Origin of the sequence: Thalassolituus sp. UBA2009 (assembly GCF_002335285.1) — a bacterium.
Taxonomy (GTDB): domain Bacteria; phylum Pseudomonadota; class Gammaproteobacteria; order Pseudomonadales; family Oceanobacteraceae; genus Venatoribacter; species Venatoribacter alkanivorans.
The window spans coordinates 1-17,366 of record NZ_DDCJ01000151.1 but is presented as its reverse complement, the minus strand read 5'-3'; the positions used below and the strand labels follow the sequence as shown (position 1 = coordinate 17,366).

The 17,366-nt window shown below is 50.9% G+C and carries 13 protein-coding genes; 5 read left to right on the top strand and 8 right to left on the bottom strand.

What is annotated here, in order from left to right; all coding sequences use genetic code 11:
* Nucleotides 1–335: 335 nt before the first annotated feature.
* Together B3P58_RS18300 and B3P58_RS18295 are read left to right on the top strand one after the other, a co-directional pair.
* On the top strand, nucleotides 336–2,447 hold the full coding sequence (locus B3P58_RS18300; protein ID WP_286719555.1) for a phosphatase PAP2 family protein: 2,112 nt from the start codon (nucleotides 336–338) through the stop codon (nucleotides 2,445–2,447).
* 185 nt (nucleotides 2,448–2,632) lie between these two features.
* Nucleotides 2,633–4,357 (top strand): jacalin-like lectin, encoded by a 1,725-nt coding sequence (locus B3P58_RS18295; protein WP_286719554.1) that lies wholly within the window; start codon nucleotides 2,633–2,635, stop codon nucleotides 4,355–4,357.
* 77 nt (nucleotides 4,358–4,434) lie between these two features.
* On the opposite strand, the gene B3P58_RS18290 is transcribed toward B3P58_RS18295, so the two are convergent.
* The gene (locus B3P58_RS18290) at nucleotides 4,435–5,103 is read right to left on the bottom strand and encodes a replication protein P (protein WP_230331326.1); all 669 of its coding nucleotides are present in this window, start codon (nucleotides 5,101–5,103) and stop codon (nucleotides 4,435–4,437) included.
* Nucleotides 5,012–6,211, bottom strand: a complete 1,200-nt coding sequence (locus B3P58_RS18285) for a DnaT-like ssDNA-binding domain-containing protein (RefSeq protein ID WP_286719551.1) — start codon at nucleotides 6,209–6,211, stop codon at nucleotides 5,012–5,014. Before B3P58_RS18285 ends, B3P58_RS18290 begins: the two co-directional genes overlap by 92 nt.
* A gap of 244 nt (nucleotides 6,212–6,455) precedes the next feature.
* On the opposite strand from B3P58_RS18285, the gene alr reads away from it, so the two are divergent.
* Both alr and B3P58_RS18275 read left to right on the top strand, forming a co-directional pair.
* Nucleotides 6,456–7,571: an alanine racemase gene (alr, locus tag B3P58_RS18280; protein WP_286719550.1), complete on the top strand. Its 1,116-nt coding sequence runs from the start codon at nucleotides 6,456–6,458 to the stop codon at nucleotides 7,569–7,571.
* 28 nt (nucleotides 7,572–7,599) lie between these two features.
* Nucleotides 7,600–7,989 carry an MmcQ/YjbR family DNA-binding protein gene (locus B3P58_RS18275; RefSeq protein WP_286719548.1) on the top strand — a complete coding sequence of 130 codons (390 nt, stop codon included), beginning with the start codon at nucleotides 7,600–7,602 and terminating at the stop codon, nucleotides 7,987–7,989.
* Between the two features lie 62 nt (nucleotides 7,990–8,051).
* On the opposite strand, the gene B3P58_RS18270 is transcribed toward B3P58_RS18275, so the two are convergent.
* The 4 genes from B3P58_RS18270 to B3P58_RS18255 all read right to left on the bottom strand — a co-directional run bounded on the left by B3P58_RS18270 (nucleotide 8,052) and on the right by B3P58_RS18255 (nucleotide 13,442).
* Entirely contained in the window at nucleotides 8,052–9,326 is a 1,275-nt protein-coding gene (locus B3P58_RS18270) for a hypothetical protein (RefSeq protein ID WP_286719546.1), read from the bottom strand.
* Nucleotides 9,327–9,530: 204 nt separating this feature from the next.
* A complete protein-coding gene (locus B3P58_RS18265) occupies nucleotides 9,531–11,003 on the bottom strand; it encodes a hypothetical protein (RefSeq protein WP_230331331.1) in 1,473 nt (490 codons plus the stop codon).
* Nucleotides 11,004–11,238: 235 nt separating this feature from the next.
* Nucleotides 11,239–12,549: a hypothetical protein gene (locus B3P58_RS18260; protein WP_286719544.1), complete on the bottom strand. Its 1,311-nt coding sequence runs from the start codon at nucleotides 12,547–12,549 to the stop codon at nucleotides 11,239–11,241.
* A gap of 341 nt (nucleotides 12,550–12,890) precedes the next feature.
* Nucleotides 12,891–13,442 carry a YdeI/OmpD-associated family protein gene (locus tag B3P58_RS18255; RefSeq protein ID WP_286719542.1) on the bottom strand — a complete coding sequence of 184 codons (552 nt, stop codon included), beginning with the start codon at nucleotides 13,440–13,442 and terminating at the stop codon, nucleotides 12,891–12,893.
* A 215-nt stretch (nucleotides 13,443–13,657) separates the two neighbouring features.
* On the opposite strand from B3P58_RS18255, the gene B3P58_RS18250 reads away from it, so the two are divergent.
* The gene (locus B3P58_RS18250) at nucleotides 13,658–14,389 is read left to right on the top strand and encodes a tellurite resistance TerB family protein (RefSeq protein WP_286719540.1); all 732 of its coding nucleotides are present in this window, start codon (nucleotides 13,658–13,660) and stop codon (nucleotides 14,387–14,389) included.
* A gap of 138 nt (nucleotides 14,390–14,527) precedes the next feature.
* Here the strand turns inward: B3P58_RS18250 and B3P58_RS18245 are convergent.
* Nucleotides 14,528–15,711, bottom strand: a protein-coding gene (locus B3P58_RS18245) for an IS3 family transposase (protein ID WP_286719539.1) whose coding sequence is annotated in 2 segments (ribosomal slippage) — nucleotides 14,528–15,423 and nucleotides 15,423–15,711 — 1,185 coding nt in all. Because the reading frame shifts where the segments join, the coding sequence is not laid out codon by codon here.
* A 165-nt stretch (nucleotides 15,712–15,876) separates the two neighbouring features.
* Nucleotides 15,877–16,413, bottom strand: coding sequence for a hypothetical protein (locus B3P58_RS18240; protein WP_286719537.1), 537 nt, complete (start codon nucleotides 16,411–16,413; stop codon nucleotides 15,877–15,879).
* Nucleotides 16,414–17,366 lie beyond the last annotated feature (953 nt).

Genomic DNA, 17,366 nt, shown 5'->3' with positions numbered 1-17,366 from the left:
CGGGTTAAGCGAACGAACAGCAACGCAGGATGAGGGATTTTTAGCCATAACCCTTCGGGCTGAGGCCAGTTTTCCCCATGAGCATCGTCGTTCGTCATTCATTTAGCCCGCTAATATCACTCCTCTCTCCTTGTCCTGAGAAAAACTGGCTCTCAGCAGGCCGGATTCACTTAGTGTTAACAGGCCCTGGAAAATTTCACAGAATTGTAATGTCCCCTTGTGCTGCTTAAGCCGGTCTTCACTGGTGTCTCTCTCAACATAGATCGCATGCTTGGCATGCGGTTTATGTCTTTTTAAATCTGACAAATTTTAAATCCGACAACCAAGTGAACGTTATGAATACTGAAAAAAACCTGAATAAACGCAACGGTCTGTATCTGGCCATGGTCGCGGCCGCTACGCTGATGCTGAGCGCCTGTGGCGACGATAATAACGATGACAACAGCACGGCAGACATCAGTAAACCGGTAATGCCTGCAGGCCTGGGTTTTGAGCAATATGTAGCAGCCCCTGATGCAGCCTATCCTTTGCCGGTGATTTTATACGGTAAAAATAATGGTCACAGTACGCTGAAATACAGCATTCATGACAACCCCTATCCACATGCCCTGAAAGGTATTAACAGCATCTGGAAAGGCACCAGTGACGCTTACCAGAGTGCCGCCAGCGGCAGCGGTCCGGACAGTTATGAAGCCAATCCGATTAAAAATGCAGCGGTCTGGGCGGCCAATATTGCCTACGTTGAAAAAGTTACGGCTGAGCGTTCTGACGAAGCAGCAATTCGCGCTTATCTCGATGACCGCCGCGGTAAAAGCTATTCCGTTGTTGATGGTTTTGGCCCGCTGACCGAAGACTATGTGGCGAACAGCGGCACCTATTACGATATTACCGAACCGACCGTGGCGCAGGTGCTGGAAGACAGCCATTACCTCGGCGACAGTGATGACAGCTGGACCTTTACCGGTGATGAAAACAGCGCGTTCGGCGCAGCCGTACGTTTCACCAATAATGTGCGTTACAACATGGCTGCAACATCAACCAGTGGTTCCAAATATATTTTCTCGACCCCGCGCCCGTGGCGTATGACCAGCACCGGTGCGGTGGAATATCTCGGCAATGATCTGCGTACCTGTATCAACAGCAGTGGTGCACCGGCAGACATTAATTTCGATATTTATAACAGCGATGTCAATGTGATTCCGGGGCTGGTATGTGCCCGCCGTAAGAGTAACAGCGGTGATGAACAGAGCCTGCGCAAAGACGGTGGTTATCCGAGTGGTCACACCAATGCCGGTGTGGTGTCGTCATTGTCGCTGGCGTATGCCTTCCCGGAACGTTTTGCCGAGCATGTTGTGCGCGGTTCTGAGCTGGGTGAAAACCGTATTGTTGCCGGTATGCACTCGCCTGTGGATGTGATTGGTGGCCGCATTATGGCGTTGATGAGTGCGGCCGATGCGCTGAACACCACAGCAGGTTATGAGTCCGGCCAGGCCGCTTACAACCAGCTGCATGCTTTCTACGAAACCAAAGCCGCAGAAGCGGGTATGAGTCTGTACGACTATGCCCACCGCACTCTGGCAGAAGGTGAAACCGGCAGCGTTATCGAGGCCGACGGCGTTACTGTTAATGCCGATGTGTTTAACAATAATGACTACGATGACCACGCCGCGATCAAGGCGTTATACCGCTTCCGTATGACCTACGGTCTGCCACAGGACAGCAGCAAAGCCGGCCAGCCTGCGGTCGTGCCTGAAGGTGCGGAAGCCCTGCTGAAAACCCGCCAGCCTTATCTGTCCGATGCCCAGCGCCGGGCGGTGTTGTTTACCACCGAAGTCGATTCCGGCTATCCGATTCTGGATGACTCCAACGGCTGGGGACGCATTAATCTGGTCGATGCGGCTGACGGTTACGGCGCTTTCCTGGGGGATGTGAGCGTGACTATGGAAGCCAGTGATGGCGGTTTCTCTGCCCGTGACTGGTGGCGCAACGACATCAGCGGCGCCGGCAAGCTGAGCAAAGCCGGCAGTGGTCACCTGACGCTGACCGGTAACAACAGCTACAGCGGTGGCACCGTGATTAACGGCGGTACGCTGGAAGCCGCGTCTGCTTCGGCCTTCGGTCAGGGCGATCTGTTTGTGAACTCCGGTACGGCACTGGTTGATGCCCGTGGTGCATTGCAGCTGGGCGGCAATATCACCCTGAATGGCGCTGCAGTACTGAAGCTGGCCATGGATGCAGACAGCACTCAGGTTGCCACTGCTGAAACCCTGTTTATTGATGGTGCCATGCTGACTCTCGATTTTGCCGGCCTGACGCCGCAAAGCGGTGCTGCTTATACCTTGCTGCAGGCAGGTAAGGTTGCCGGTGAGTTCAGCCATGTGGATGCCGGTGATTACGGGGTAACGCTGGAATACACCGGCACCAGTGTCATCGCCCGTCTGAACTGATCGTTCACGGTGGCGGAAAACGAGTGGTTTTCCGCCATCTGGTCATGATGGGCCGCTGTTGGCATCTGGCGTGTTACGCAGCGGCCCGTGTTGTCCTGCCGCGGATGAGTTCTGATGTGGTACAAAAGTACCGCAATCTGATTGCGATGGGCCAAATAATAATCATAAATACGAAGGTAACACTTATGAACAGATCCATGCTGACCGCCGGCATGATGCTGGCCGCACTCAGTGCCGCGCCTGCTCAGGTATCGGCCTCACAGGAAGGCAGCTTCAGTACTCTCACCTACAACGTGGCCGGTTTACTGGAATTGTTTTCCAGTGCGGTATCGCCGCGCCAGAGTGCCACGGAAGAGATCAGCTGTTATATCAACGAATTTGATGTGGTGAACGTGCAGGAAGATTTTAACTATCACGCCGCACTCTATGACACCTGCAACACCCATCCATACCGCTCCGCCACCACCGGCGGCATGGGGATTGGCAGTGGCCTGAATACCCTCAGCCGCTTTCCGTACAGCGACTGGGAACGGGTCCGCTGGAAAGACTGTAATGGCGTTGATTGTTTAACCCCTAAGGGCTTCACCCTGGCGCGCACCCGTCTGGCAGAAGGTGTGTATGTGGATATCTATAACCTGCATACCCAGGCTCAGGTGGGCGATGCCGATCTGGCTGCCCGTCGTGGCAATATCCGCCAGTTAATCAGCTATATCGATGCCAATTCTGCCGGTAATGCGGTGATCGTGATGGGCGATACCAACACCCGTTATACCCGCAGTGGCGATAATATCTGGGAACTGCTGAACCGTGGTTTCAGCGATGCCTGGGTCAAACTGTCGCGTAACGGCGACGTGCCGGTAAGCGGCGCTGATGCCCTGACCTGTGATCCGCAGACCTCGGCCCCGGATTGCGAAATCGTCGATAAAGTACTGTTCCGCGATAACGGTTTTGTCGGGCTGGATGCGGTTTATCACCTGCTGCGTCAGGACGACAACACCAGCGATGGTCTGCGTTTATCTGACCACCCGCCGCTGCAGACTGACTTTGTATATTCCACCCCGGCCGACCGCCGGCTGAGCGATCCTTTTGGTGGCCCGCACGGTACGCATTTTAACGATGTGGCGGTATTACCGCAGAATCCGGCCGTAAGCGGCGTTAATATCCGCGCCGGTTCCCGCGTTGACCGTATCGACCTGACCCTGAGTAACGGCTTCGTGCTATCGCACGGCGGTAATGGCGGTACGGATCATGTGCTGAACCTCAACAGTGGTGAATACCTGACGTCACTGCAGCTGTGCAGCGGCCAGAAAGACGGCAGAACCCGTATCTTCTACAGCCGCTTTACCACCAGTCAGAACCGCAGCGTAGCGGCGGGCTCAACCACCGGCAGCTGTCAGACCTTTAATGCTCCGGCTGGCTGGCAGATTGTTGGCCTGCATGGCCGCGCCGGTGAAGAGCTGGATAAAGCCGGTGTGGTTTACGCACCGTTCCAGGCAGGCAATATTCCGCCAGCGGTGGACTACGTGCAGTTTATTAATAATGCCTCCGGCCTGTGTCTGGATATCAGCAATGCCAACATGAGCAACGGCACCAACGTAGGCCAGTGGACCTGCAATAACGGCAACTGGCAGAAATGGCATTACGACGCCAGCAGCGGATTAATCCGCAGCCAGCAGGACAACCGCTTTTGTCTGGATAATGGCGGCAATTTTGCCAACGGCGCCAACCTGATGATCTGGCAGTGCAATGGCAATGCTAATCAGCGCTTCAGCCTGAATGCCGATGGCTCAGTAGCTATGCGTACATTACCGGAACAGGTGGTGGATGGTTACGGCAGCAATGCCGGAGATAACGCCGGAACCTGGTATAACTGGGGTGGGAATAACCAGCGCTGGACGCTGGTGCCTTAACGGTAAGGCTTTTGAAGTGTAATCAGCGCTTCATCATGATTTAAATAAAAAAATCCCGGAATATTCCGGGATTTTTTTTAACTTAACTGCTTCTTCAGTTCCTGCAATCGCTGTTGCTGCTCTTTACGCGGCAGTGGTGTTTCGCTGTGTTCGGGCAGCGCTTTGGCCACTTCCATCTCGATACTTTCGCCATTCTGCAGGCGCTTCAGCAATATTTCATAATTGCGTTTAAATACCGGGAAGGTTTTTTCTTCGATATTGTTGGCCAGAAAAAACCAGTCGCTGGCACGGCCGGCGTAATACACCGCCGGATGGCTCCAGTTAAATTCTTTTTTCGGTGACGGCGCGCGGCAGGCTTCCATAAAAGCGGCGTGGGCCGAGGGTAAACCCAGGCTGTCGGCCACGTCGCAGCGGGCCAGTACTTCGTGCACGCTGGGCAGAAAACTGCTTTCTTTTACCGCTCTTTCGGCGGCACGCATCATCACGTCACCACTGTATTCACCCAGCAGCCGTGCCCATAACCGTTTTGCCATAATCATGGTGTCGAGGTCGGGAAAGGCCTTTAAAAACTGGTTGTGATAATTAAAGCGGAACAGCTCAAAAATCTGGTTAATGGCTTCTTTCTGCTCAATGCTCGGCTCGTGCGCCAGGGTTTCACCAGCTGGTGTCTTTGAGTCGCTGGACGCTTGCTTCAGCTGTTGCGTAACCCGGTTGAGCAGTTGTGTGCTGGCCGGTGTGCGTGCCATAGGATTCTCCTGACGAAGTCTGGGCTAAACGCTTGCCCCATTGCTGTTTAACGTATTGCAGAAAACGGCTGTTCCAGCTGTTGTGTACCTGATTGGAGTCGCGCCAGTAAAGCACAAATTCCGGTACCAGACCCTGAGCAAACTGACGGTCGATATGACCCATGGCGAGAATGTCGTAGCAGTCTTCCGCCGGTTGCCAGTTATCGGGAATACGGGTCGGCAGAGAGGAATGCTCCACCGAGGCACTGTAGCGCGCCCATTGCTGGCGCACCTGCTGAATAAACTTGCTGTTCCAGGTTTTAAACGCGTCGCCACGTTCGGCCCAGTAGAGTACAAACTCGGCCACGGCATCGGTAATAAACTGCGGGTCGATACCGGCACGCTGCAGAATCTGGCAGGCATCCTGGCTCGGCTGCCAGTCGAGGCTGATGGGGGCCGCTTCATCATGGCTGGGTTTAAAGGCACTGCGTTCCTGTATGCTAACGCCCGCCGCGGTGCCCTGAAAACCACGCTCAAGGGTGCGCTGTTGCTTCTGTGCATCGTTCTGAGTGAATACCCACTGACTCTTCACATGGCGGAAAAAGCGGGTGTTCCAGTCATTACGGTTCGCGCCCTGTTCCTGCCCCTGCAGAATAAAGGTATCCAGCTGGGCCCAGGCAAAGCTGCGCGGAATGCCGTGTTGTTCGAGGCGGGCGAGGGTGTCTTCCTGTGGCTGCCAGCGCGATTCCAGCGGCTGCTTAAAGTGGCCTGGCTGGGTCGGGGGAATTGTCTGTTGTGGCTGTGCTTCGCTGCCGGGTTGCGCACGCCCCTGCGGCTGTGCGGCACTGAAGGCGTAAATCAGACCTTCGGCATCGGGAAACATCGGCCCCTGCAGGCTGAGCAGGCCTTTATCGAGCAGGCTGCGCAGCACCCGGCGGATGCTGACGTCATCCCAGAACGGCAGCTGGTTGCGCAGTGCCTGATTATGCAGCCGCGCCCATTGCTGCCCCTGGATGCTGGCGGCATCGTTAAGCACGGTCAGCAGCACAGCTTCTTCCAGGCCAATGGTCGCCGCCAGCGTTGCCGAGAGGGCAATGGTTTTGTCGGTAAACAGCGGGTGACTGGGCATGGTGATTTCCGTAGCGGGTTTGCAGCCAGAGGCAGCGGGTGTTTTTGCCGGACAGGCCTGACATAATGGCCGCCCGGCAGATTCTGCCGGCATTGTACTCCGGCGGCCCTGCACTAAATACCCGGCATTCCGTATCAGCAACGATTCCCGCCTTATGGCGGCTCTGCGTTATTGATACCGGCATCACTGGTTGTGGCAGGGCCAAAGCGCTATTGTACCTATTTTCGAGGTTGTTCCCACGTCCATGACACGTCCAACGCGCGCATTAATCAACTGGTCTCACTTCCGCCACAATTACCAACTGGCCAAATCCAGCGTCAGCGGTAAGGCCTATGCGGTGATCAAAGCCAATGGCTACGGCCACGGGCTGGTCAACTGCGCCCGCGCCCTGAGCAGCGCCGACGGCTTTGCCGTGGCCTGTGTTGACGAGGCTCTGGCCCTGCGCGAAGCCGGTATCCGCCGCCCGCTGGTGGTGTTGCAGGGCGCTTACGACGCGCATGAATGGGCACTGGCCGCCGAACATAAAATTCAGCTGGTGGTGCATCACCGCAAACAGCTGCAGGACCGGGCCAGCGCCACGCTGAGCCAGCCGGTGGGGGTGTGGCTGAAGATCAACAGCGGCATGAACCGCTTAGGGTTCCGCGTCAGCGAAGCCGACGACATCCTCGCCCTGATCGGCGCCGATGAACAACTGGAACTGCGCTATGTGATTTCGCACTTCTCCAGTGCCGATGAATGGCAGTCACCGGTACTTGCCGCACAGCTTGATACCCTCTACAGCCGCGACTGGCCGGTGCCGCTGAGCATCAGCAACAGTGCCGGCCTGCTGACCGAAAAACGCATCAACAATGAACTGGTCGCCGAAGGTTTAAGCCGCCCCGGCATCATGCTCTATGGCAGCTCGCCGCTGAATTATAAAAGCGCTGCCGAGCTGGGCCTGAAAGCGGTAATGAGCCTCGAATCACAACTGATCAGCACCCACGACGTACCCGCCGGTGAAACCGTAGGCTACGGCGGTGACTGGACGGCTGAGCGTGATACCCGCGTCGGCGTTGTCGCCATTGGTTATGGCGACGGATATCCGCGCCATGCGCCGGCCGGCACACCGGTGCTGGTGGGCGGTGTTGAATGCCCGCTGATTGGCCGGGTGTCGATGGATATGATCACCGTCGATCTTACCGACCATCCACGCGCGCAGATCGGTTCGCCGGTTGAACTCTGGGGCGAGCATCTCAGCGTCGACCGTATCGCAGAACTGTGCGGCACCATCAGCTATGAGTTGTTCTGCCAGCTGACGCCGCGGGTAAAACGCGTGGCGCGCGAACTGCCGAGTGATGGCGCAACAGTACTTAATCCCTGATTTGCCAAACGTAAATATGAGAGCGTAAATGGACTTCCGCACACTGCGTACTTACCTGCTGAGCAAGCCCGAAGCACTGGAGGATTTCCCCTTCGGCCCGGATGCTTATGTTTATAAAGTACAGGACAAAATGTTTGCCCTGCTGTACGAAAAAGACGGCAAAGCGCGGATTAACCTGAAGTGTGATCCGCAGCAGGCGGTGGAATTGCGCGATGTGTTCAGCGCCGTTATTCCCGGCTACCACATGAATAAAAGCCACTGGAATACCGTGCTGCTGGACGGCGATGTACCCGACGGCGAACTGGAACGGATGGTCGATCATTCTTACCGGCTGATTTTTCAGAAATTAACCAGAGCGCAGAAGCGCTATCTGACTACCCGTTACAGCGACGCCGAGTTGTGTGGGGGAGACGTATAATAAATGCAGGACACCAGGGCTTTTCAGCCTTTGGTGTCCGCAAAAGGGAAAATTCAATTAGACTAAGTCGGCTGAAAAACTAATACAGAACGATAAATATAACCATCGTCATCTGAGCCGAGTGCCATTTTATGCTTGCCCTGCAGATGATCAAGAGTGTTGGTCACAGTAATATTGTTATCGAGCTCTATACTTCGGCTATGGTGCCTGTGCTCTCCTTCTTCTCTTTTGACCCAGTCTGATAAATCACTCTGGCTGATACCAGAAGAAACTCCCAGAGAGTTTTTGCCACTGAATGGAATATCCCACATTGCTCCAACCGGGGCCGTCAGTTCATTATCCGTACCGGCTTCGCACAGGCGAAATGACAACCCCCATTTACAGCCATGTGTTTCTGAGTCGCTATAAACATTGAATTGGCCCATTGATGCTGTATTTACAGGAGCAATAAATCTTGAGGGCGAGGTTGCACTCATGGCGGGCAGGCACTGTGCGGGCGTATCTCCTGTCGTATCGGTTACCGGTTGCATAGTAATCATGGCGTCATGCTTCAGTGATGCATCTCCCCACTTTAAATCGTAGGGAGTAAAATTATAAATGATCAGCTGATGGTAAGAAGAATGGACGATCAGAATGATCCCAACCTGAATTGCTATCAGGCCAACAAAGCCAATCATTGCTAGGCCACCGGTTTCCAGGCTTAGTGATGCATCAATTGCGGACTCCTCCAGAATCAGTTCAGTAACATCCGCAGCTTCTGCTGCGGCATCGGCTGCCGCAGCTACCGCAGCCTCATCCATACCTTCTTCAACCGTCGTTGTCAGAGCTTTACGGATTCCGGTATATAAACGTTGCGCCAGTGGTTTTAAAAAGGCGCTGTATCCGACTTTTCCCAATATCGACATTGGTACTGAGCCAAGCAACATCACCGGCAGGGTTACGCTCCAGCCAGTGACATTATTAAAAGCGATGGTATGTTCGATTGAGCCGATAATATTGTAGGTCTGACCATTATGCAGATACTGGTCTGGTACGCTCTGGCCACTGATGGCTTCCTCATTCAACGTTGTATACGACTGGATTGAAATGTGGATATCATCGACAGTTGATTCGAAAAAATAGTCGCCATTATCATTTTGATTCGGAATATGAGCGGGCATAGCAGCGACAAGTTGCTGAATGCCACTGTAATTCAGTACCCAGTCATGTACTTCATCGCCGCCATCCAGACAGTTCATGACGGCGTCATAACCCGATGTGGGTTGTCCCGGTGCCGCGGCTGTCATTGGCATGCCCATGGCGGCAATAGGAACGCAAAATGGTAGGTTTGTGCTCATAATTACTATCCTCTTGAATACGGATTTTCAGTGAAAAATGAATCATGAAAATAAACTTCTGATAATCATGAAAGAAAAGAACCGGGCCTTATTGAGATTGGAAGCACTGTGACCAGAATATGGTTTCGCCACAGTGCTTTATCAATTCCTGATATTGTTAGCTGAAAATGTTTGGGGTTTTCAGCTAACAATATAAGAGTCTGATTAAGTAATATCGGAAATGATTACGACACTCTGGTAATAATAAGCCAGTTGGCCACTGCTCTCCGGGTGGGTGCCGCTGAGATAATCGATACTGACTGTTATTTGTAACCCCAGTTCAGCAAGCTGTGCCGTTAAACTGGTTACCTGTTGATGATTGCGCTCATTCCAGTAATCGTTGGAGCTTATTGGATTTTCGGACATAGTACAGGCAATATCATTATCACCAGCCCAGGGGATATTAATCGCCATTGCTCCATAACCATCAGGCGTTACTCCATCGTAATCGCTCGCCGTGGTAGCGGATCGGTTCAGTTTGTAAAACTTAAGTCCAAATGATTCACCGACACCGTCCATTGCACCACTGGAGGCGAATGAAAAAACACCATAGCCGTAACCATCCTTGCCCTGAATCCAGGGCTCTGGAGAGCGGTTCCTGACTCCCGGAATTAATTGCTCATAATCTTTATCGTTATTGTTAATTATTGGTGCCTGAGTCATTATTCCACTATTAACAATAAATGGCGTGTCCCAGATCATGTCGTAATGATTGGACAGGTTATAGAGCTGAATATTGTTGTAAGAGTAATGTTCAATCGCCTGCACTATGATAGGTACTGCAGCCAGTGCCAGAACTATACCAAAGCATGCCGCTCCCGCTGTAGTAATGGCAATTTCAGCACCTTCTTCTGCTACAGTTTCTGCAGTGCCTTCTTCTACACCCTGTTCGATTAATGTTGAAGTTGAGTCATAGTTAACAGCGCTTCCAACATTTCCCCAACATTGCTTCTGACCTTCCCACCAGGCCTTTAAACAAGGTTTTATGAATTCGGAAAAAGACGTTTTGACAAAAGGTATTGAGGAAAGAGTAGACAACGTTCCAAGAGCTGCCGGCGCTACCCATAATGGCGTTTGGTGATATGAGAATGTTGACTCGACCGAGCCAAATGTACAGTAAGTCGTACCATTAACATTTATCAGATTGGTACATTCGCAGGTATCATCGGAGCAATCCAGTTCCAGACCACGCATGCGGCGATAATCGTTCTTTGTTGGCAGCAGCTCTGCAATTCGCCATTTCTTGTAGTAGTTTGGATAGTCCTTTATGTGTAAATCCTGGTCAGCTGGGATTGTGAGAGAAGAGCTTCCGGACATTTGCTCCCAGATTTCTCTCATCACCTTACCATACACAACCAGATCAATTGTATTGTCGCCAGAGCCAGCCATTGCATAAGTAACTGGCATAATATCTACCCAATCTCCGTCTTTATAGAAACCGATGGTTGAGTTAAAAATAGAGATGGATCCGCTACCTACTTCCTGCAGAAATTCTGTATATGAAATCTGCTGGTTAAGAAAGCTGGCGGTTGATTCACCGCCTTTTCCGGCGCCGGCTATTGCACTGAAGTTACTGTCAGTTCCTGGAGTAAACATCTGAGTTTGAACCAGAGAAACATTGATATTTGAGTTAGACATAACATCCTCCATTAATTGCCAAAAAGATATGGATAACCAGACTTCCTGTCAGGGGCTGTTAACACTGATTAAACAGGCCCCGGCTTTGTACAACTAAGGGGAAGCGGTCAGTTCCAGTCCAACACAGAAATCCCCCTGCTTGTGAATAAGCAGGGGGATTATCATTAAAAAGTCTGGTTTTTTTTCGACCGGCGGTAATCGGGGACTGTTTAATCAGTATTCACAGACCCAGGTGTTACTGGTTGAATGCTAAAATAGCGTTGTAATAATAGGCCAGCTTACCATCTCCCATTGGCTGCCTGCCGGAGAGTGCATCAATGCTGATATCCAGTGTTGTTCCATCGGTAAAAATGGCGCTTTGTGAATTTCCTGATGATATGTCGCTTTGCTGATCCCAGTAATCAGCTGCAGTTTGTGGATAACTAGTTGATACATGAACTTTGTTGTCACCTGACCAGGGAATATTTATCAGACTTGCGCTGCTTTTCGTCAGATCGCTTTGGGTAATTAACGCCACGCCCGTTCCTTTCAGTTCACTGGCACAAATCTGTGTAATAACTGCAAACTGCACCAGCTCAATACTGCGATCATACGGAAGATTAACTGTCTGAGGTGGCTGAATAATTAAGTCAACAGGGGTTGATACAGGATGACCTGATGTATCTGAACAACTCGTCAGACCGGCTTCATACTGATACGAATCGCTTATTGTCAGTGTTGATGAGGAAAAATTTGCAATTAACCATTGAAAGGCGCTTGGATGCTTAACAATAGTAACACCAAGTTCGGCCAGCTTAATTATTGTAAGCGCAATATTAACGGGAGTTGAAACCTGACAAGCTAACCACAACCCTGGGTGTATTGCTGGTATAGCCGGGTCATCAGGCGATACACCCGGCGGTATATATAGCTGGTTGATACCTTCAACCAGTCGTGGTAATACACTGCTCAGTGTTGACTGCCAGTCCACCTCAGTAAACTGCTCCGTGTTTAACTCGTTTAGCCCAACACCGATCTTTGCCAGCATGGTGTAAACGTCTTGACCCGCGAGTCTTACAACCATGGAAACCGTTGCAACCTGATAGTAACTCTGCTGATTATCTTCAAATACAGGAGCTGCCTGAATACCATCCAAAACGTTCTGATTGAATAACAGTGTCAACACTACGCTGTTACTGTTGTCGCCAATACCCTCCATTAAAAATGCAACCGGAAATTCGCCCGAAGTGGTTTCAGAATAAAACCAGCTGATTTCAGAGACTGCAGCAAAACCGAACATGCTTGTGATTGCATTAAAATCATAAAATACCTTGCTGACTTTTGATGAATCACTACCTGATGACCGGATTAAATCAGCCATCACAGAACCTGAAGGAATTCCGGCGGCTTCCAGTGCTATATAAGTATTTGGAGTTAACATATTCATCCCTGATCTGATGGTTGCTTTGATAGCATTTAAAGAATGATTGTCTGCTTTATATCCTGATGTGCTAAAGGTTTCACTTGTTGTTCCGCCTGGTTGGCGGGGTACAGGATAGTGGAGCACTGAGTGCTTTTCTGTTTGGGGGATTATATAGATCTTTATCTGAGCTAAGTAGAAACAAATATGTAAATGCTGCTTCTTATTAATTATGTGAAACCAGTTTTTTATAGCAAGAATTCCAATGAGCTAAGAATATTTTATTATTGCTGGCTTCTCAGTGCAGGGTGCAGTTCTTTAGTACTATTCGTATCTGCATTGGCCAGATACGGTACTCAGATTGTATCTGGTCAGAATTTTGTATCAGATATAAACGATAAAATATTGTGGATGGCCTGTCTGTGCCAGGCCACCCGACTGGCTGGTATGGCTGAATGCAGTGGATCAGCGGCAAAGGCTTTTGTTATTCAACCTGCAGGTGATGGTGAGCTGAGACTTTTGCTGTAAAACCCGGACTGATCAAAACAGCACACCCGCTTTTTACCCGAGGCGAGCATATCGCAGGCGTTTTCGATACGGGTTGCGCGGGTTTTGGCCTGCTTGGCAGACTCAATCCAGTGAATCCAGTCTACCCGGGCAATGGTTGTTGTTGCTTCCCATACCGCTTTAGCCTGCGGTGAGGCATCAAGAAGGGCCTGAAAATCTTCGGGCAGCGCAGGCTCCGGCTCCTTTTGCATGGCAGCAATTTCTACAGCGACAGTTTCACCGATTTTTGCGCCACAGGCCTCATACAGGGCTTTATCCATTTTAAGCCAGTGACTGAGCTGGCCGTCTGGTTCCAGTGTTGCCTGAAAAGGGTGATTATTGATGGTGCCTTCGACACTGGTGCGGCCACGGCGGGGCAGCAGATCGCTGACTTCTTTAGGCAAAATCAGAAATGCCCGCAGATCATCGCCAGCGGCTTTTGCCGGAGCGAATAACTGCGCGGTAAATATGGTTTTTTCTGCATCCTTGCTCATAAATAACTCCGTCTTCACTTAATGAGTAACGGAATGATAGTAGCGGCTCAGGCTGCTACTGTTAACCTCTGTGGCTGCGCTGCCTGCTTATTATTGTGTAAATTTTATCGCATAACCTTGCATGCCCGGCCTGACCCTTCCTCACAATCCCTGACCCAACCTTAAATTTAAATCCGCATACTGGTAATGGACTCATTTGTTATCAGGTATGCGTTATGGATATTAAAGGACTGGTGAATCTGTTTCTCAGCTCTGCCACGGATTTTGCCCAGCAAGGCAGGCAGGGCGCGGAGAAAGCACTGAATATTCCGGCGGAAGGCGACGCCCGCAGCGATACCTTATCGACCCTGGCCAAAGGCGCCTTGGGTGGCGGTGCACTGGGTTTGCTGCTGGGCTCAAAAAGCGGCCGCAAACTTGGGTCAACCGCCCTGAAAGTCGGCGGCAGCGCCGCGCTGGCTGCTGTTGCCTTTAAAACCTACCAAAGCTGGAAAACCGGAAAAAACGCAGCGGCGACCGGTAGCGACCAGGATGCCGCACTTCAGACTCCGGCCACGGCTTTGCCAGAGCAGGCCGATATCAGCGCCCCCGCACTGAACGAACGTGAAAGCCTGCTGCTGTTATCTGCCATGATTGCCGCCGCCAAAGCCGACGGTCATATCGACGACGCCGAACAGCAGCGCATCAGCAGTGCCGTACAGGCCATGGGCGCAACGGCAGAGGTAAACCGCTTTGTGGAACAGGAACTGCGCAAGCCACTCGCCCCGGCAGAAATCGCCGCTCAGGTAAAAACACCGGAAGAAGCCGCCGAAGTCTATCTGGCCTCGGTGTTAATCGTGGATGAACAAAACTTTATGGAAAAAGCCTACCTGCAGGAACTGGCCCGGCAGTTAAAGCTGGAGCCCGGTTTGGTGGCTGAACTGGAAAAACAGGTACAGCAGGCGGGGTAGAGGTGACTGATTGACGACAGCGGATTTGCGGCAGGTTAAGGGAAGGTAGTACCGGGTTCTAACGCTCGCATTTGCGGCCGGTTTGAAGCGCAGCGGAAAACCAGTGATCTTGCCCCGATAAAACGGACACGTTTATTTTCATGCTGCTATTTGCTCGTATTCCATCGGTGAACAGTAACCGATTCCCGAATGCAGCCGTTTTCTGTTGTAGTAATCATTGATGTATCTCGCCAAAGCATACTTCAAATCCTCCGCAGAATGGAATGTCGTATTGCGAATCAACTCAGCTTTCATTGAATGAAAGAATGATTCCATATGCGCATTATCAGTACATTTTCCCGGTCTGCTCAGGCTGTGCTTAATTCCCTGTCTGTGAAGCTCTTTCTGATATCCTGATCCGCGATACTCAACACCGCGATCCGTATGCAGCATCAGCCCCTCAGATGGACGACGCTTTCGTATTGCGGTCATCAATGTTCTTCGGGTAACTTCTGTTGTTCTTTTGCTATCCAGGCTCCATCCTACGATTCGTCGGGAATAGAGATCCATGATGACCGACAGGTAGTGCCACTGCTTTTTCACTTTCAGATAAGTCACATCAGCCACCCAGACTTTGTCTTTACGATGTGGAACCGCACCGTCTGGGCGAAGGTTCTGTCCTGAAGCCAGAAAGCGCCTCAATCCTGGCGCTCGGTACGTTACCTGAGTCACCCGAGCGATCAGTCCCATCTCTTGCATAAGCCGGGCTACACGTTTCCGACTGATTTGAAATCCCTGTTTTAACAGCGCTTTCCAGATTCGGGGGCTGCCATAACGCCCTTCATTCTCATCTGAAATTCGCTTGATCTTCGACCTGAGTTCCATGTCTGATTGATCGCGTGCAGATGGCTCTCTGTTAAGCCATGCGTAGAAGCCACTGCGAGATACACCCAGCCACTCACACGTACGCTTGATGCCTAGTTCTTGTCCGAATTTCTTGATGAATCGATATCTTGCTGATGTTCCTCCGCAAGAAACCGTTGCCACTTTTTTAGCAGGTCAACCTCCTGCTTCAGTTTCTTGTTCTCGGCTTCAAGCTTCTTCAGTTTGGAGATTTCTTTCTCTTGCTTGCTGGTTGCTTCGGTTAACTTCTTGCGCTTATCTGCCACGATTTTTCCTTCACGGTATTCTTTACGCCATCGTGACAGCATGAACGGATGTATGTCGAGTGTCTTGGCAACTTCCTGAACCTGAATCCCTTCAATCAGACTTAGCTGAACTGCTTTGACTTTAAATTCGTTTGAATCCTGCCAGGTCTTTCTTGGCTGAATATATTTTGGCATTGGACACCTCGTCAGTTTGACTTTGGTGTCCGTTAAAGCGGGGGAAGCTCAAACCCGCTAACGCTTTGCTAATTGGCTGCCGCAGCATAGCGTAGGCAGTCCCGCGGAGGCCACGCCGTTTGTGGCCGGAACGAAATTAAGTAACTTGTTAGGGCGGAATCGCTATTACTTAATAAACTGCACATACACAAATACGAAAACCATGACTAACGTAAACAGAACCATAAACGAGAAAAAGCTAAGATTTGCAATACGTTTAAGAGTAAGTACAAACTTGTTTAGTGATTTACCAGCATCCGTACTTACCCAAGCATCACTTACATCTGACGTATAGTCATGTAATTCCCGACAACTATAAGGGTGTTTAAAATAAAGAATCCCTGCATCAGGGCCTTTAGATTTGCAGTGCTTAAGTAAGTGAATCTCCAGAAATATACTTATAAAAAAAGGAACACCAACACCTAGTAGTGACAATCCGACAATAAATAATGAAATTGTCACTGCCACAACTTCGTAAACTAAGAGCCCGCCTGAATCTGGTTGATAGCCAGTCATAAGTCCAACAGAGACAATGCCAAAGCCAAACATAGCAGCAAGGCCACTTAAGAGAAATATCGCTGCGAAAAGCCCCGAAAAAACATAAGTTACAATGCTTGAGTTCATCTCGCGTAAGCCTAACAGTTTATTCGTAGGCATGCTCATTAACACACCTAAGCCCTTATTCAGATTCTCAGCCTAAACCATTGTTCGGGCTGTAAAAATCATCGTTATTTTCTTTCTTGTCAGGATATAAACGCGCATGCGCGCTTTTACCCTGAACTGTTCTTTACATTTTGCGCGTTATCACTTTTTGTAAAACCCTAAACGATTGATTTTTAGGCATCTTTCAGGGCTGAAAGTATCAACTCGCGCATGTGCGTTTTGCTACAGGAGCGAAATCGCGCATCAGATTCCGGCAAACGGAAAATATACTGTTTGCATATACAGTTTTTCCGTGTCTTCCGGTCACAGACAGCAGCTGATTTTTTTTCACAAACGCTGCCGCCCATCCTTATAAGCGCAGGGCAGGAATTGCGTGGATAAAACAGTCGGATTTCGGGCGGGGAGGGTATCGGTGCGGAGTCAGATAAACCGACCTGATGGTCTGAGTTCTGGTGTTATTATATCGTGCGGATACGGCTTCCCTGCTGGTCTGAAGAGTACTGAAGTTCTGGTATGGGTTCAATAATTGATAAAAATGGTTACAAGTGGCAAAAGGCGACAGTGGAAATCCGCCACCTATTGTTGAGCAGTGGCTTTTCTTTCAGATCATTTGGTGGGCAGCGCCCACCCTACATTTTGGTGTGAATGACGGGCTCTTTTCTGTCGTGGATAAGATCCACTCCTACGATTCGGCGTCTGATATGAAAGGCGGCTTTGCGTAACAATTAATGCGCACGTGGCCCGCCGCAGCGAACGATGGTTTTTCTGATCCGCCGGGCATGGATGCCCGGCGAGCGCGCAGCGACAGGGATGTCGCACGGGCGCGTGGTCAGAAAAACCGAGTGAGTAAGGGATTACGGGCCACAAAGCGCGAAGCAGGGGCCCGGGGGGAAGGGTAGGGGGCTAATCAATCCGGACACCCGCTTAGGTGATAAAATCACAAACCAAAAGGG

What these genes read in the sequence shown, in the direction of transcription:
- B3P58_RS18300 (WP_286719555.1), top strand. Translation starts at nt 336, where the DNA reads ATGAATACTGAAAAAAACCTGAATAAACGCAACGGTCTGTATCTGGCC.
- B3P58_RS18295 (WP_286719554.1), top strand. Translation starts at nt 2,633, where the DNA reads ATGAACAGATCCATGCTGACCGCCGGCATGATGCTGGCCGCACTCAGT.
- B3P58_RS18290 (WP_230331326.1), bottom strand. Translation starts at nt 5,103, where the DNA reads ATGGCACGCACACCGGCCAGCACACAACTGCTCAACCGGGTTACGCAA.
- B3P58_RS18285 (WP_286719551.1), bottom strand. Translation starts at nt 6,211, where the DNA reads ATGCCCAGTCACCCGCTGTTTACCGACAAAACCATTGCCCTCTCGGCA.
- alr (WP_286719550.1), top strand. Translation starts at nt 6,456, where the DNA reads ATGACACGTCCAACGCGCGCATTAATCAACTGGTCTCACTTCCGCCAC.
- B3P58_RS18275 (WP_286719548.1), top strand. Translation starts at nt 7,600, where the DNA reads ATGGACTTCCGCACACTGCGTACTTACCTGCTGAGCAAGCCCGAAGCA.
- B3P58_RS18270 (WP_286719546.1), bottom strand. Translation starts at nt 9,326, where the DNA reads ATGAGCACAAACCTACCATTTTGCGTTCCTATTGCCGCCATGGGCATG.
- B3P58_RS18265 (WP_230331331.1), bottom strand. Translation starts at nt 11,003, where the DNA reads ATGTCTAACTCAAATATCAATGTTTCTCTGGTTCAAACTCAGATGTTT.
- B3P58_RS18255 (WP_286719542.1), bottom strand. Translation starts at nt 13,442, where the DNA reads ATGAGCAAGGATGCAGAAAAAACCATATTTACCGCGCAGTTATTCGCT.
- B3P58_RS18250 (WP_286719540.1), top strand. Translation starts at nt 13,658, where the DNA reads ATGGATATTAAAGGACTGGTGAATCTGTTTCTCAGCTCTGCCACGGAT.
- B3P58_RS18240 (WP_286719537.1), bottom strand. Translation starts at nt 16,413, where the DNA reads ATGAGCATGCCTACGAATAAACTGTTAGGCTTACGCGAGATGAACTCA.